This is a genomic window from Lysinibacillus sp. RS11 (assembly GCF_042019215.1).
Classification (GTDB): Bacteria; Bacillota; Bacilli; order Bacillales_A; family Planococcaceae; genus Lysinibacillus; species Lysinibacillus xylanilyticus_A.
The window spans coordinates 1448536-1463965 of the sequence record NZ_CP168124.1; the positions used below are offsets into that span (position 1 = coordinate 1448536).

Consider the following 15430-nt stretch of genomic DNA (forward strand, 5'->3'; position numbering starts at 1 on the left):
AATATCGAGAAAAATATGGACAGGCTCAAGCGCTATGGCCTATCAATATTGAGTTGGATAGCAAATTCATTACAATCTTAGGACAATCAGGCTGTGGAAAGACAACGTTATTAAAACTATTAGCAGGTCTTGAACAACCAACAAATGGAGAAATCCGTTTTGATGAAACAATTATTTATTCATCCAAACTTCGTAAAAATGTAAAACCAAATAAGCGAAATATGACAATGGTATTTCAAGATTTTGCCTTATGGCCTCATATGACGATTTTCCAAAACATTGCTTTTGGCTTGAAGGGAATTGTTCCAAAGTCAGATATTCCGGCACGAGTAGAGCACGTTATGCGATTGGTCAAAATGGAAGGATTTGAAAAACGAAAGCCTGGTGAGTTATCTGGAGGACAGCAACAACGGGTAGCGCTTGCGAGGGCACTTGCGACAAATCCAAAGCTTATTTTGTTTGATGAACCTTTATCGGCGCTCGACGCAGTACTAAGAGAAAAAATGCAAGATGAAATCATGCATATTATTCATGAGCTAGATTGTCAGGCGATTTTTGTCACACATGATCAAACAGAGGCTATGGCAATGTCCGATCAAATTATCGTGATGGAGGCAGGAAGAATTGCACAAGTAGGAACGCCAGAAGAAATATATCACGCCCCAGCAACACCATATGTAGCAGATTTTATCGGAAAAGTGAACTGGTTTGATAAAGGTAATTATATTGTGCGACCTGAAGGAGTTTCCAGAGTAGCACGCCCAGGAACAATTGCGAAACAAGCGATGATTGTAAAAAGTACCTTTGTTGGAGATCGATATTTAGTGCAGGCACAGGTAGATGGTAAGCATTGGAGCTTTTACGAGGTAGAACCTATAGAACATGGTAAGCAGCTTGAGGTTTTTATTGATGAAAAACAAATCTATCAATTGGAGGGTTTACATTGAAAAAACGAAGTGTAAAACTATTTGCTACAGCGGGCATTCTTTTAACATTAGCATTAGCGGGCTGTGGAAATAAAACAGTAGAGAGCAATAAAGAATCCAGTGCAGAGCCTAAAGAAGAACAAACTTTAACGGTATATTCTGCTGGTCCAGATGGTTTAGCAGCGAATATTCAACAAGCATTTGAAGAGCAAACGGGAATAAAAGTTGAAATGTTCCAAGGGACAACAGGCAAAATATTATCACGTTTAGAAGCAGAGAAAAATAACCCTGTAGCAGACGTTGTTGTACTAGCCTCTGTCGCTTCAATGGATGGCTTAAAGGAAACGGATCAGCTTCAAAGCTATAAAGATGCTGCAAATGCAAAGAAAATCAATAGCGATTGGTCAGATGCAGAAGGTTATTATTATGGTTACAGTGCCTCCGCTTTAGGAATTGCTTATAATACAAAAAATACGCAACAGGCTCCGGAAGAATGGACAGATTTAGCAAAAGCTGAATGGCAAAATAAAATTAATATACCAGATCCAAGTTTGTCAGGCTCTGCTGTAGATTTCCTATATGGATATACAGAAGCGGAAAAAACGGCTTGGACTACGATGGAGAAGTGGAAGGAAAATGGTTTACAGGTGAATGGTGCCAATAAGGAAGCGTTAGATGCTGTTATTACTGGTGACAAAAATGCCACAATTTCAGGTGTAGATTACATGGCCTATAAAGCAAAAGCTGAGGGTGAGCCAGTAGAAATTGTTTATCCAAAAAGCGGGACAGTTGTCAGTCCACGAGCTGTTGGTATTTTAAAGGATGCAAAAAATGTAGAGAGTGCAAAAGCATACGTTGATTTTTTACTGTCAGATGAAGGGCAAAAGCTTGTCGCAGACGCCTACTTGCTACCAGGCAACAAAGATATAGCTGTAAAGAATCGTGCAGCCTTAGATGAAATTCCTCAGCTAAATGTGAACTGGAAGGGCGCAGAAGCGAAGCAACTTGAAATATTAACTAAATTCAATGATCTTTTTCGTTAAGTAGTTTTGGGAGGTTTTTAGCCTCCTTTAAGTTTTTCTAGGGAAGGATTGAAATATCAATGATTATGGAAGGCAGACGAACTTTTGGATTATTACTGACACTTGTCATCACGTTTGCTATCGCACCGTTAATTGCCATTGTGCTATATACATTTATGAAAGATGGGCAATTAGACGTTTCACAGATTAATAGAATGTTTACCAATGAGAGAGTGTGGCATACGCTTGGAAACTCTATACTATTAGGAGTTTTAGTTATTATAGGGACAACAATTATAGCATTCCCCATGGCGTTAATAAGAACGAAAACAAGCTTGTATAAATATAATTGGCTAGATATTGTTCTAACGATTCCGTTTATGACACCACCGTATATTGGCTCGATGGGCTGGATATTGTTTATGCAAAATAATGGTTTTCTCCAACAGCTATTTCCAAGTGCTGCTTGGATGACGGAAGCGTTCTTCTCCTTATCTGGAATGGTCATGATTATGAGCCTGCATCTTTTTCCTTTTTTATATTTAATGCTAAAAAATACGCTATTAAGAATCAATGGATCCTTTCTTGATGCTGGATTAATTTTCGGACGAAGCTCTTGGAGAAATTGGACGAAAATAGTTTTGCCTTTATTGGTTTCTAGCTACGTACTAGGAAGTTTGCTAATTTTCATCAAAACGTTAGCTGAATTTGGAACACCTGCAACATTTGGTAGTCGAATTGGTTTTCAAGTTTTTACGACTGAAATTCACTCTTACCTTTCTAGATGGCCAGTAGATATAAGTATGGCGACTTCGCTGTCATTATTTTTACTATCAGTTTGTCTCATTATCTGGTACTTTCAAAATCTTATTGGACGCAAATATACATATAGCGTGCTTTCTGGAAAAACACCAGCTATTCGCGAAATCAAAGATAAGTGGTATGTCAAGCTTGGCTCATGGTTTTTTGTGGGGATCATCATTTTGCTATCGATCGGTATTCCTTACTTTTCGATTATCGTGACATCTTTGCAGAAAGTTAGGGGAGATGGTTTGCAAGCAGGGAATTTTAGTTTTGCCTCCTACCAGGAAGTGTTTACAAGTGGAAGTGCTGGATTGTCAGCATTTTTAAATAGTGTTGTTTTCTCCATAATCACAGCTGTCGTTACAGTAATTATTGGTTTGTTCATTGCCTTATACATTAAAAAAGGAGAAACGAAAAAGCAGCAAGTATTAGATTTCTTTAGTTTAATGCCTAACATTATTCCTGGAATTGTTTTTGTAGTTGGGTTAATTATGTTTTGGAATGCGCCATGGCTACCAGCAACCATTTATAATACGAAGACAATGGTTGTAGTGACGTATTGTGTACTTTTCTTACCGTATTCCGTGCAATATATCAAGTCCTCTTTATCACAATTAGATTCTTCGATATTCCAATCAGCGGCTATTTTTGGGAGAAGTAGTTGGGTTGTTTATCGACAAATCATCATTCCATTATTAATGAAGGGAATTCTAGCTGGGATGACGATGACGTTTATTATCTCAATGCGTGAGCTTGTCGCTGGATTACTTATTTTGCCCCCTTCAGTGGAGACTGGCGCGACATTTATTTACAGTCAATTTGAGCAAGGAAATGTCGGGGAAGGAATGGCTGTTGCAGTCATCACAGTCATCATGACCGTTATTTTCATGTTGCTGTTTGCCTGGCTACAAAAAAGGGGAGGACATGCGGATGCTTAATGTGGAGATTTTAGGTGGGGTTGGTGAGTATGGCCGTAACTGCTTTTTCATTGAAAATAATGGACATGCTATTTTACTCGATTGCGGAGTGATGAACAATCGACAGAAGACTCCTCCGAATTTAACGCAAGCTCATGTAGCGAAGCTTGATGCAGTATTTATTTCCCATTCACATACAGATCATGTAGGTGCTCTTCCTTTACTTGAGAATTGGGGATACACAGGACCGATCATTATGAGTGAAATGACTGCGCAGCAATTAAAGCAGTCTTGCCAACTTGCAAAAACCTTTCAACCCGAATCCATCGGTGAGTGGATAGGTGTTAGTAATGGTCTTAGTTTTCAATGGGGCTATAGTGGACACCTAATAGGAAGTGTTTGGTATAAGATTCGTTTTTTTGAGGAGGTGATATTTTACTCTGGCGATTATGTGGTGGATTCCTATCTGTTGAAAGCAACATTGCCGATAGAGGACGGCACTATTTATGATGTGGCATTTATAGATAGCGGTCATGTTGAGAAGCGCATCAATAATTTAGACGTATTGCAGCAAATGACAGAATATATTCATGCAAATCCGGGCTGCCCAATTATTTTACCATCTTCTTTTTCAGGAAAAACAGTCGATATTGCTACTTATCTTTTTCAGCATACGACAAGATCGATATGTATACATGATAATTTGTTGTCGTTATTTGAAAACTATTATGAGGAACCTGAAAACTTATTGCCTACTAAAACAATATTACCATCGTTTAAACGACAATGTTTGATAAAGACGATAGATAGTGAAAATGCCATCTATTTTGTGCCTGAGCGTGATGAAACGAAATTAGAGGATCTACTTCATAAAAAGTCGAATGCAATAGTGATCTTTACGGGATATTGGAATAAAGGAAAATATAACATGCAGTTCAGCCGAAATCAACAGAAGGAATTTTTTTATAAAACGCATCCAGATTATCATGACTTCATCACACTTTCTAAGAAAATACATGCACAAAAGACCATCTATTTTCACAGTTCATTAACGACTAAAGAAACGACTTTCTTGCAATTAATAAAAAATGAGGAGGAAGTATTATGATGAATCGAATGAAGAAATGGGCACTAAATTTGTGTTTAATTGGAACTATCCTTGTTAGTATTATGTTTGTTGGATCCGTACAAGCAAAAGCAGCAATCGTACCAGAGCATGAAATTAAATTTAATATTAAATCAGAACTTTTCACAGAAACGGATATTGTGAATATTTTTCAGGCTACAAAAAAAGATGAAGTAAAGGTTTATTTCTTTGATACACCACAGAGAGCCTTTCTAAATGAAGACTATATCCAACGTTTGCGTGTCTATAAAGGGAGCAATAAGATGGATATTACCTATAAAAAGAGATTCTTAAATACACCTCTAGATGAAGCAATCGCTATTACAGAAAGTCATGGTTTCACTGGAGCAGAGTCTAATTATAAATTTGAAATGGATATTAAGGGTGGTAATCGGACATTCACGATTAGTCGTAAGGAATCATTAAAGACTACATCTAAAGTGTCCTATGATGCAGTCGATACAAACGCTGCTAAAAATTTATTTTTGAAAATGTACCACTAACGTCGCATGAATTTTAACTGAATTTTCTGTTTTCTAATTCTTCCGTTTTTGAAGAAAATGAAAGACGCTTAAGTAGAGATAGTAAACATCCATTTTTTTACTATAACCTTTGACTAGGGCAACTGCAGTTCAAAATCCTTAGGGTACCGTATTTCCTTCGATTTTTCGAAGCCAAATACGTGCTGGTTTCCATAGTGTTGCTTTTAAGTACCTACTAATTTGTAAATATGTCCGTGAACTGTTTGTGTGAAGCTTTGCTAGCACGTTTAAGCAGTAAACGATCATTGCGATGTATACCTGATTATGCACAGCTTGCTCGCTTTGCCCGTAGAACTTTTTAATGTTCAGATGCTGTTTCATCCATTTGAAAAACAGTTCGATTGCCCAGCGTGACTTATACAGTTCAGCGATCTCATCTGCACTTAAATCAAAACGATTCGTCATCAGATGTAGTTCTTTACCGTTTGGATCCAGTACTTCGATACGGCGAAATACATTTTCAGCGCGATTTTGCGTGTTGCCAATCAGAATCATTTCATCCGATAACACCGATGACTGTTCAGGTACTTCAAATGATTCAACCACACGTGTTACAGCGTTTTTTCGTAAGCGTGAGACAAAGAAAAATCCGTCATCTGTCATGCGATCAAAGCGCTCATAATCTAAGTAACCTCGGTCAAACACGTACATGCACTCCGTGTCATCAATGAGAATTTCAAGCTGACCACGATCATGTTCTTTCGCATTCGTCAACACCGCTTTATCAGGGTAGGAACAACCTTTTTCTAGGTAAACAAGGCGCAAATGTAACTTCACACCTGATTTTGTTTTACGGAATTCAGCCCATCTATGGTTGTTTAAGTTTAATGGCATTGTGCTGGAATCAATGATTTTCAGTGGTGTTGTGGTTTTTCGCCTATGCTCAAAATTCATTTTCTCATGAATTTGCTCGACTAAGTCTAGAAAAATTCGTTGGAAAAACTCAGTTGGCACTTGGGTTAATCGCCGACCTAACTGCGAAAAGCTGATGGACTCTAAATACGTTGCTTTTTGTAAGTCGTCTGATAATAGCGTGTCACTAATAGCACGTAGACTTTCGGTTTCATTCAGTTGCGCAAACAGTAATAATTTCAAGAATGAAGCGATGTGAAGCTTCTTTGTATAGTAATTTAATTGATGAATTTCAACTAATTTCTCCATTTGTGTAGAAGAAATAGGTGAAAACCATTGTTCAAATGATGTTTTTCGTGTAAACTTATCCATGCTTATGTCCTTTATTTTGGATTTGGATGGTTTACTATCACCCAACCATTATAAAGGCTTTTTTTATGCATGGATAATATTGCAGAAAATTCAGTTTTTTAAAATGCGTTGAATTATATTAATGCGACGCTAGTGAAAATGTACCAAAAAAAATTTTAAATTGGGATTCTGAAGAATGGTATCAAAACACATTATCCCAAGCCGTAATTTACGGTCCTGCAAGGGCTACAACATATAAAGGAAGCTTTGCGGGCTATGCAGCGGATATTGAGGTTTGGCAATACCAAGGAGAAATTATGGTGGAACTATCGACGAAGGAGGAGGACGCATTAAAAGCCGCAGTTATAGAGAAAGATTGGCATGATCAATTAATGTCAGCGGGTTATTTAAGTGATGATCAACGTGGCAAAACGGCATTTGTCATGGATATGTAATTTTTAAGTTCATTAGCGAAAAATACGCTGAAAAATTCGCAACTTTTCTAGGAACCGTGACAAGCTGTAGTGTATGGCATCTACAAGACTTGGCATTCGTTTGGAGAAGGGGAGTGAGTTTTTTCTTTTTGGAAACAGGTTTAAATGATGTGTGAAGTGGGATAGAAGGTAAATAAAACACAAAAAATTTGTTCTAACTTTTTCAATTTAGCTTACACTTACTATAGGACGAACTTAGCTTTGAACAAGGGAGGAAATGACATAGCGAAAAAAATGGGAATTGTCGCGCTACTATTGTTCGGCGTTTATGTGCTGTGTATGTATTGGTATATATTCCATAGCGGCGGTGGTACAGTACCACGAGCGATGCAGGGAACAGCTGCGGATCCAGTGATGTTTATGTCTGAAAGAGAACTATATTTAAGTGGTGAATACTCGAAAATACGAAACTTCCTGTTTTTTGTTGCTACACCCTTGGAATGGTTAGTCTATTTCATGATTTTATTAATGGGCGTATCTCGTTATTTTGAAAAGGTGGCGACGTCTCAAACAAAAAGGAAGCTGTTACAAAATGCAAGCTATTTATTCTTATTATCACTTTTATTATATGTGGTACTATTCCCACTCGATTATTATCGTTATAATTTAAGTAAAAATTACGGTATTAGTACACAAGGATTTTCGTCGTGGATGCGAGATGGTCTTATCGATTTTTGGGTTAACTTTGGCATGAGCTTTATTATTGTGTCTGTTATTTACTGGCTTATCAAAAAAAGTGCTAAAAGATGGTGGCTATATGCTTGGTTTTTAACAATTCCATTTACAATATTTGTGATGTTTATCCAGCCTGTTGTAATTGATCCTTTATATAATGATTTTTATCCGTTGAAAAATAAGGAGCTAGAGGCGAAAATCTTATCGATGGCTGCACAAGTCAATATACCGGCAGAGCATGTTTATGAAGTTAATATGGCAGAAAAAACAAATGCCCTAAATGCCTATGTAACGGGAATTGGAAGTAATTCGAGGATTGTGTTATGGGATACTACATTAAATCGTCTAACAGATAATGAAATTTTATTTATCATGGCACATGAAATGGGACATTACGTTGAGAAGCATATTTATTTTGGTATTGCAGGCTATCTTTTGTTGACCTTGCTAGGATTATGGTTAACAGCAAAGTGTATGAGATGGATTGTTGGCCGTTATGGACAGGTCTTAAAAATTAAAAAAATAAGTGATATAAGTTCGTATCCATTGTTTTTACTTATAACATCTGTTTTATTATTTGCTTCAAGCCCTCTGTCCAATTATATCTCAAGGTATCAGGAAACGAGAGCCGATCAATATGCGATTTCACTTACTGGTGATCGAGAGTCCGCAGTTACGGCATTCCAAAAGCTGACGATATCTGGTTTAAGTGAGGTAAATCCAAAGTTACTTGTAAAATGGTTCCGTTATACACATCCACCAATGCTTGATCGTATTAATAAGGTAGCGGAGAAAGAAGGCGAGAAAAAAGAAGAGCCTTTAAAAGAAGTGCCGATAAAAGAGGAGCAGAAAAAAGAACAACAGAAGAAATAAATAGCTTTGTTTAACGGCAGTGCAAAATCCAGGTTTTTAGAAAGAATAAGTTGGGTATTCTAAGGAAAAGATGTATCAAAATTCGTTTGTTTTACTGATAGGGGAATCGTTATGCGTAATGTGGTCATTATTACACTTTCATCAATATTAATTGCCTTTGCCTACAATTTTTTATTAATTCCGCATGAAATTTTAAGTGGTGGATTAAGTGGGATTGCTATCATGCTTGGTATTATCACGCCCTTGAATACAGGGGTTTTAAATTTACTTTTGAATTTGCCATTGCTTATTTTAGGGGTTATGAAGTTAGGGAAGCGGTTTATTGGATATACGATACTTTCAGTCGCTGTTTTGTCAGTAAGTTTGTATATTATTCCTATTTATAAAGCTACGCAAGAGCCGATTCTTGCCTCTTTATTTGGCGGAGTTATTGTGGGCTTGGGAACGGGGTTGATTTTCCGTGCATCTGGTTCCTCTGGAGGTTTTGATATTATTGCGATGCTACTAAGTCGTAAACGTGATTTTCCGCTTGGTACATTAATCTCTACGATGAATGGTATTGTTGTAGCGATCAGCGGATTTGTTTTTAGCTGGGATGCGGCACTACTGACCCTCGTATCGATTTATGCTACAGGGAAGGTTGTTGACACGATTCATACGAGTCATATTAAATTGACGCTGATGATTATTACAAGTAAGGGCGAAGAAGTAAAGCAGCAACTGCTATCAAAGTTTTATCGTGGTGTTACGATTATGGACGCAAGGGGTGCCTATTCAGGGGAAAGTCGTAAAGTATTGATTACAGTTATTACACGCTATCAGCTTGCTGAAGTAAAAGGTACGATCAAAGAAACGGATGAAAAAGCTTTTGTCAATATATTGCAAACTACAGAAGTCATCGGCATGTTTGATCGAGGGGTTAAGTAAAAATTATTAAATTGGAAAAAATTAATAATTGTTATTTTCTCTACACACGTTATGGGTTATCCTATGTATAATCGAACGTGTGTTTTTTGTTTTTTGCCGGGGAAATGTTATATAGCGAAAGTGAAAACGTCAGCTACAATTGCACCAAGGCCATTATGGGGAGGGAGTATTGGAATGGATAAAGAAAAAATTCACGCCTATTGTTCAAAGCTTCATGGCACAACGCATGATTATAAAATAGAGTGGGAAGCTGATCGCTACCATATTGGGGGAAAAATGTATGTGATGATGGGCGGAGATGCTACTGGAAAGCCAGTACTTACATTGAAATGTGAGCCTAATCGAGCTGAAGAATTAAGAGAAGCTTATGAAGGAATTATTCCGGGCTACTATATGAATAAAACACATTGGAATTCAATCTATATGGATGCAGATGACGTATCTATGGATTTAGTAGAAAATTTAATCGAGCATTCCTATAAGCTAGTTTTCGGAAAGCTAACGAAAAAAGCTCAGCAAGAAATTGAATTATTGAAAGAAATATAGTGATGCCTATATTCGCGGGAGAGAAGTGAATCCCCGCACGGGAAGTGAAATCCTTGGGGAATCAGAGTGCCCCCACGCGCAACAGCATGAAAAAAGAATCTGCCATTTCACCAGCTTAACTGTGAAGAAAACAGATTCCTTTTTCATTGTGTAGCTTGTTACTTAAGAATTATATCCACGTTCGCCAAAAGGCTGTAGCATGTCGAGCCACTTTTGCTCTAATTTTTCTAATTCTTTTTTAGCATCGAAGTAGCCTTCTTCTTTTTTCTTCAAATATTCTACTACTTCAATTTCAAAAGCATCTTTGCCGAATGAGTTGTAATCGGTTTGGAGCTCTTTATTTGTGTGTGTATTTGTTTTTAACATAAACTGAAAGCCGTTTAGGCGTTTTAAATTATTGAAGCTGCCAACAAATACTTTACTATTTTGTTTATTGGTCATTGTAAAAACGCCCGCTTCAATTTTCATGTCTTTATACATTTCCTTTAATTCTTTTTTATGATCCATTGAAAACCCTGCCTTCTTATTTTTTTACCCAATAGGCACTACCATCATCTGTACGGTCTATAAAACCGTATTCGATTAAATAGCGACGTATTAGTACATAATCCTCGTAGATCGGTTGGATGATGGCATTTAATTCTTTTTCTGAATACTGTTTCGCTTCATCGAAAAGTTTTGTGATTGCGCGGAGTATCACGATTTTATGCTTTTCGCGTTTTGGGAAGCGGGCTAGCTCTTTACCGATACCATGTGGAAAGTGTTTTTCTAGTAACTTCTGTTCTTCAGAAATCGTAACATCATAGCGTTCGTCGACCATTGTAGCCGTTTTGTGTATGGGGACGAAGCTCTCTTCCTTTTGATTCTGCTCCTTTAATAAATCCATCATGGCAAGAAAAGTTTTTGCCTGACGTTCCTTCTCTTTAAGGGCAAAGCGATGATGACGGATCGTTGCTGCACTACCTATTTCCAGCTCTTCTTTAATTTCTTGATCGGTTTTTCCTTCATAAAATAAGCGCAAAATATGACTTTGATGATCAGTTAATCCTGTCATTTTTTTATTTAGGCCATTTAAATAATGGAATACAGATTGATGTGCTGAAGTAATATGATGCTGTATAAATTTTTCTGCCTCGTAGAGTACGCCTTCATGTGGATAAATAATACCCTTTTCAATCTTTTCCCCGCAAAGCAAACAAGTAAAATGTGTTGTTTCATCTTTGTAGCCCTTTTTTATGTCATGGATCGAAGCCTGCCAAAATAATTCATTAACATCCATTGAGTATCCTCCTAAAAACAAACGATTAATTATTTTGTTTGCTTATTTATTATTAAAATAACAAATTGTTTGATTAAAATCAATAAAAAACACATCATTTTATAAACGATGTGCGAAAGTGTTTATTTATTTTTCTTTTTAAAGATAATGATAGATAAGATTGCTAATACAAGAATTGAGACGAAAATAATCATAATGCTTGTTGAGGTACTTAAAATATTTCCGTGAAGGTCATAGACAATACCATACACTTTTTTATATTCGTCTATCTGTGAAGCGGGCGCACCTTCGAAAACCTTGGAAATGGAGCTCTCCATAAAGGCATTGCGTAATAGTAAAGTTGTATGGCTGATAGGGAAATACATAATAAGGTTTTGAGCAAAGGTTGGCAGTGCTCCTACAGGTACATAAACACCACATAAAAAACCAATGGCTGTTCCGACGATTGTACTGAGCGTTGAAAAGGAATTTTGTGTATTGACAAATATCACAAGAAACAGATTAAAAACACTGGCAAGTAAAACAGATAAAAATAATATGCCTACGACGTTAACGAAATTTCTAAAGCTTAAAAGCTCACCGCCTGTAGCAACGATAAAAATTTCACAGCCAATTAGGGCGATAAAAGAAAAGATACAGCCTATGATCAATGCGTTGATTACATAACTGAATTGAATTGTTGCTCGTGAAATGGGCGCAGTTAAAAAATCAGCCTGTGCTTTTGATTCTAAATCTTTTACAGCGACCCCATATGCAGCGAGTGTTGTCAAAACGGCGATCATAGATAGTAAGCCAGCCACTAGCCATTCATTGACCATCGTTACTAATTCTGGCGTAGCTTCCGTCATTTGCTCAATGGCATCTACTTGCATTTTTTGAAGGAATACAGCGTATAACACAAGTACGATAAGGACAGAAAGCAGGGAGAAGAAGACTTGTGTTTTATCACGTCTGAAAACCTTGCTATTGCGTTGTACTAAGCTAGATAATGCTTCCATTAAGCTACACCTCCCTCGGCCATGATATGAAGAAAGACATCATCCATAGTACCTTTGATTACTTCAAACGAAGCAATAAGTAGCTCCGCATTTTTTAATAGAGCTAAAGCATGAAGTGTGGATTTGACTCGGATGGAGAAAATGCCTAGCTTTTCTGTATAGGAGATAGCATTTTCTTCGAGCCACTGTAACCCTTCAGAAGTATTATGAAAAACAAGTGCCATTGAATCATAGGCGTATTTTGTTTTAAGAGCGTCTGGTGTGCCTTCAGCAACAATTTCTCCTTCCTTTAAGACGATGACTTGATGAGCGACTGCCGCTTCTTCCATATAATGTGTTGTTAAAAAAACAGTCATGTTTGTTTCGAGCTGAAGTTGCTTAACGGCTTGCCAAACGAATTGACGCGTTTGTGGATCAAGTCCAGTTGTTGGTTCATCTAAAAACAATATTTTCGGTCGATGGATAAGGGCTCGAGCGATATCAGCACGCCTTTTTTGCCCACCTGATAAAGTTCCATATTTTCGTTTTTCTATATCATCTAAATGCAAATAGGTGGATATGAATTGGTAGTTTTCGGCAAGTTGAGCTTTCGATAAGCCATATGTTTTGCCACGGTGAAGTATATTTTCTCGCACTGTTAATCGTTCATCCAGTAAACTTTGCTGGAATACGACACCAATGGATTTTCGGATTTCCGCATTGTCGTTACTTGCATCAAGTGTATAACCATTAATTTTAACTGTACCGCTTGATTTTTTTAATAATGTACAAAGTATTTCAATAGTCGTTGATTTACCCGCACCATTCGCACCTAAAAAGGCGAAGAGGGAGCCTTGCTCAACGGTAAATGAAATACCTTTTACTGCCTGAAAATCGCCGTATTGCTTACATAGATTTTCAACTTGTATAGCAAAGGTCATATTGTTTATTCCTTTCTTTTTTGAATTACTTGATTGATTTTTGCAATATCATTTTTTTGAAGTACATAAATAATGCACCAAGCGAAAAAGAAAATAATAGCTTCACTTATAAAAATAGACGTAATGCTTGAATGTTCAAACCAGCGCCCGAAATAACCTGCAATCAACACACACAGAGTAACTGCAATTACATGTAAAATAAACTGAGCAATAAAAGGTAAACGCTCGATATCAAAAATGATGGACAGCAAACCAATTACAGCTCCAAGTATGGCTGCGATGATAATTTGTTCAAGTAATTCCGATCCTGACATTACAGCGTTATTAGATATGACGCTTAATGTTACTAAGACGTAGGAAGAGCTAAGTGATATGAGTAGTCCGATAATCATCATGCGAATAAATTTCATATTATGAGTCCCTCCCAATACCTAAGTGGTGTTTTAATTCTTTTAAATATTTGCGGCTAACATGGACGGACACATCGTTTTCTAATATCAGTTCTGTTGTACCGATTTTCCCCATTTGAATAGAGGCAATTTTATTAATGTTAACGAGTGTCGATTTACTGACTCTGGCAAAGTCCTTCGATAATTGTGCTTCCAGCTCATACAATTTACGCTTCGTTTCGAATTCCTGTTCTTCCGTCTGCAAAAAAACCTTTGCACCCTCTGCGTAAATGGAGTAAATATCAGAAATTTTTAGCATATGAATTTCCTGTTGAAAGTAGCCATCTAGCATCGTGGTTTGGGACGCTTGTAGCTGCTTCATCAGTCGTTCAATTTGCTCGGTGTATTCCTTCGCATGTATATGAACCTCAGTTTCTTCTAGCTCACTATTGATTGTTAAATGAATTTTCATTGGAGGCCTCCTTTACATATCTCCGCTATGGAGAAACACTGAATCAGGTAATAATAATGTAGCATAGAAAAATTTGGCTTGGAGAATATCTTGGATAAGAGGTTAAATTTCATGAATAACAGGTTCATTTTTAACAATATAGAACCTCGCAAAAAGTGATGAAGTAGAAAAAATGGCAAGTTAACGGCATAATAAAATTATTCAGTCATGAGGGGTTGCTTCTATGTTTATTTTTGATAAGCACATGTTTATTACATTATGTATTGGTTTAGCAGGTGCTGTTTTTTTTCAACTTTTACATATTCCGATGCCATGGTTGCTTGGTGCTATAACAGCGGTACTAATTGTTCAGTTATCGACCAAAGTACAATTGAAATGGCATATATATTTTCGTAATTTTGGTTTAATCGTCGCTGGGTATTCTATTGGTTTTGCTTTTACACCAGAAGCCGTGCAGGATATTCAACTATTTTTAGGGAGTATGGTCGTTTTAAATGTACTATTCATTTTACTGTTTTTTTGCATCAGCTATTTAGTAGCAAAGCGTGCAGATTTAGATTTTGCGACTGCGTTGACGTGCTGTGTACCTGGGGGAATGTCACAGGTTGTTGCCTTTGCTGAAGAGCAAGGGGATATGGATATGGTTGTTATTACGTTCTTTCAAATATTACGGGTTCTTTTAATCGTCGGGTTTGTGCCATTAATGGTGTCAGGCTCTGGTGGAAATGTGTTAGTAGTAGACGGAGCATATTCATGGAGCCTTATAGGTTTACTCGCTGTGTGTGGAGTGGCGGGGTGGCTGGCGCAAAAGGTGAAAATACCAACAGGCTATATGCTTGGTCCAGTGTTTTTATTGATGGGCTTAAATATAGCAGGAATGGATGTACCAAAATTACCGTTGTCACTACTTCATATTGCGCAACTAATGCTTGGCATTTACATTGGGCTTTTATTGAAAAAAGAGGATTTACATTTATCGAAGAAGCATGTGTTTTACGCATTTGTATCAGCAGGCATCTTTATTGGCGCTGCATACGGCTTAACATTTATCATGAAGGATTTGTATGGTCTTGATTTTCAGACAGGTTTTTTAAGTATCGTACCAGGAGGGCTTGATCAAATGGGGATTATCGCCGCTTCTGTTCATGCGAATGTGACAATCGTTACTGCATTTCAGCTATTCAGAGTACTAGTCGTATCCATTTTCCTTGTACCGTTTGTCAAAATGTTTGTGAGAAAAGTGAAAGCTTAAAAAAACTGCCACAAATATTTGTATATTTACAAAAATTTGAAATGTATAAAATTTTTCTTTACCAA

The 15430-nt window shown here is 37.1% G+C and carries 17 protein-coding genes; 10 read left to right on the forward strand and 7 right to left on the reverse strand.

Annotated features, from left to right (window positions below; translation table 11 throughout):
- Positions 1 to 53: 53 nt before the first annotated feature.
- Genes AB9L17_RS07090 through AB9L17_RS07110 form a run of 5 tightly spaced genes read left to right on the forward strand, consistent with a single transcriptional unit; the run spans position 54 to position 5298 of the window.
- Entirely contained in the window at positions 54 to 947 is an 894-nt protein-coding gene (locus AB9L17_RS07090) for an ABC transporter ATP-binding protein (protein WP_375200278.1), read from the forward strand.
- Entirely contained in the window at positions 944 to 1969 is a 1026-nt protein-coding gene (locus AB9L17_RS07095; RefSeq protein WP_223553083.1) for an ABC transporter substrate-binding protein, read from the forward strand. Before AB9L17_RS07090 ends, AB9L17_RS07095 begins: the two co-directional genes overlap by 4 nt.
- Positions 1970 to 2028: 59 nt before the next feature.
- On the forward strand, positions 2029 to 3690 hold the full coding sequence (locus tag AB9L17_RS07100) for an ABC transporter permease (RefSeq protein ID WP_375200279.1): 1662 nt from the start codon (positions 2029 to 2031) through the stop codon (positions 3688 to 3690).
- The gene (locus tag AB9L17_RS07105) at positions 3683 to 4777 is read left to right on the forward strand and encodes an MBL fold metallo-hydrolase (RefSeq protein WP_375200280.1); all 1095 of its coding nucleotides are present in this window, start codon (positions 3683 to 3685) and stop codon (positions 4775 to 4777) included. The genes AB9L17_RS07100 and AB9L17_RS07105 overlap by 8 nt, the downstream gene beginning before the upstream one ends.
- Positions 4774 to 5298, forward strand: coding sequence for a hypothetical protein (locus AB9L17_RS07110; protein WP_375200281.1), 525 nt, complete (start codon positions 4774 to 4776; stop codon positions 5296 to 5298). The genes AB9L17_RS07105 and AB9L17_RS07110 overlap by 4 nt, the downstream gene beginning before the upstream one ends.
- Before the next feature lie 138 nt (positions 5299 to 5436).
- Here AB9L17_RS07110 and AB9L17_RS07115 read toward each other — a convergent pair whose 3' ends face one another.
- Positions 5437 to 6561: an IS4 family transposase gene (locus AB9L17_RS07115; protein ID WP_375199823.1), complete on the reverse strand. Its 1125-nt coding sequence runs from the start codon at positions 6559 to 6561 to the stop codon at positions 5437 to 5439.
- Positions 6562 to 6857: 296 nt separating this feature from the next.
- On the opposite strand from AB9L17_RS07115, the gene AB9L17_RS07120 reads away from it, so the two are divergent.
- The 4 genes from AB9L17_RS07120 (at position 6858) to AB9L17_RS07135 (ending at position 10055) form a co-directional block, all read left to right on the forward strand.
- A complete protein-coding gene (locus AB9L17_RS07120) occupies positions 6858 to 6995 on the forward strand; it encodes a hypothetical protein (RefSeq protein ID WP_375200282.1) in 138 nt (45 codons plus the stop codon).
- 261 nt (positions 6996 to 7256) lie between these two features.
- Entirely contained in the window at positions 7257 to 8582 is a 1326-nt protein-coding gene (locus AB9L17_RS07125) for a M48 family metallopeptidase (protein WP_375200767.1), read from the forward strand.
- A 111-nt stretch (positions 8583 to 8693) separates the two neighbouring features.
- Positions 8694 to 9509 carry a YitT family protein gene (locus tag AB9L17_RS07130; RefSeq protein ID WP_068982900.1) on the forward strand — a complete coding sequence of 272 codons (816 nt, stop codon included), beginning with the start codon at positions 8694 to 8696 and terminating at the stop codon, positions 9507 to 9509.
- A gap of 174 nt (positions 9510 to 9683) precedes the next feature.
- Positions 9684 to 10055, forward strand: coding sequence for an MmcQ/YjbR family DNA-binding protein (locus tag AB9L17_RS07135; protein WP_375200283.1), 372 nt, complete (start codon positions 9684 to 9686; stop codon positions 10053 to 10055).
- A 162-nt stretch (positions 10056 to 10217) separates the two neighbouring features.
- Here the strand turns inward: AB9L17_RS07135 and AB9L17_RS07140 are convergent, their stop codons facing one another.
- The 6 genes from AB9L17_RS07140 to AB9L17_RS07165 all read right to left on the reverse strand — a co-directional run bounded on the left by AB9L17_RS07140 (position 10218) and on the right by AB9L17_RS07165 (position 14113).
- On the reverse strand, positions 10218 to 10562 hold the full coding sequence (locus AB9L17_RS07140) for a GIY-YIG nuclease family protein (RefSeq protein WP_375200284.1): 345 nt from the start codon (positions 10560 to 10562) through the stop codon (positions 10218 to 10220).
- Between the two features lie 16 nt (positions 10563 to 10578).
- Positions 10579 to 11334, reverse strand: a complete 756-nt coding sequence (locus AB9L17_RS07145; RefSeq protein ID WP_068982897.1) for a DUF2087 domain-containing protein — start codon at positions 11332 to 11334, stop codon at positions 10579 to 10581.
- A 122-nt stretch (positions 11335 to 11456) separates the two neighbouring features.
- Positions 11457 to 12332, reverse strand: coding sequence for an ABC transporter permease (locus AB9L17_RS07150; RefSeq protein WP_375200285.1), 876 nt, complete (start codon positions 12330 to 12332; stop codon positions 11457 to 11459).
- Positions 12332 to 13252, reverse strand: a complete 921-nt coding sequence (locus tag AB9L17_RS07155; protein ID WP_375200286.1) for an ABC transporter ATP-binding protein — start codon at positions 13250 to 13252, stop codon at positions 12332 to 12334. Before AB9L17_RS07155 ends, AB9L17_RS07150 begins: the two co-directional genes overlap by 1 nt.
- A gap of 5 nt (positions 13253 to 13257) precedes the next feature.
- Complete coding sequence (locus tag AB9L17_RS07160; RefSeq protein WP_068982894.1) at positions 13258 to 13662, reverse strand: DUF3021 domain-containing protein; 405 nt, start codon at positions 13660 to 13662, stop codon at positions 13258 to 13260.
- 1 nt (position 13663) lies between these two features.
- Positions 13664 to 14113, reverse strand: a complete 450-nt coding sequence (locus AB9L17_RS07165) for a LytTR family DNA-binding domain-containing protein (protein WP_068982893.1) — start codon at positions 14111 to 14113, stop codon at positions 13664 to 13666.
- Positions 14114 to 14336: 223 nt separating this feature from the next.
- Between AB9L17_RS07165 and AB9L17_RS07170 the strand changes: the two genes are divergently transcribed.
- Complete coding sequence (locus AB9L17_RS07170) at positions 14337 to 15365, forward strand: AbrB family transcriptional regulator (RefSeq protein ID WP_375200287.1); 1029 nt, start codon at positions 14337 to 14339, stop codon at positions 15363 to 15365.
- Positions 15366 to 15430: the final 65 nt, after the last annotated feature.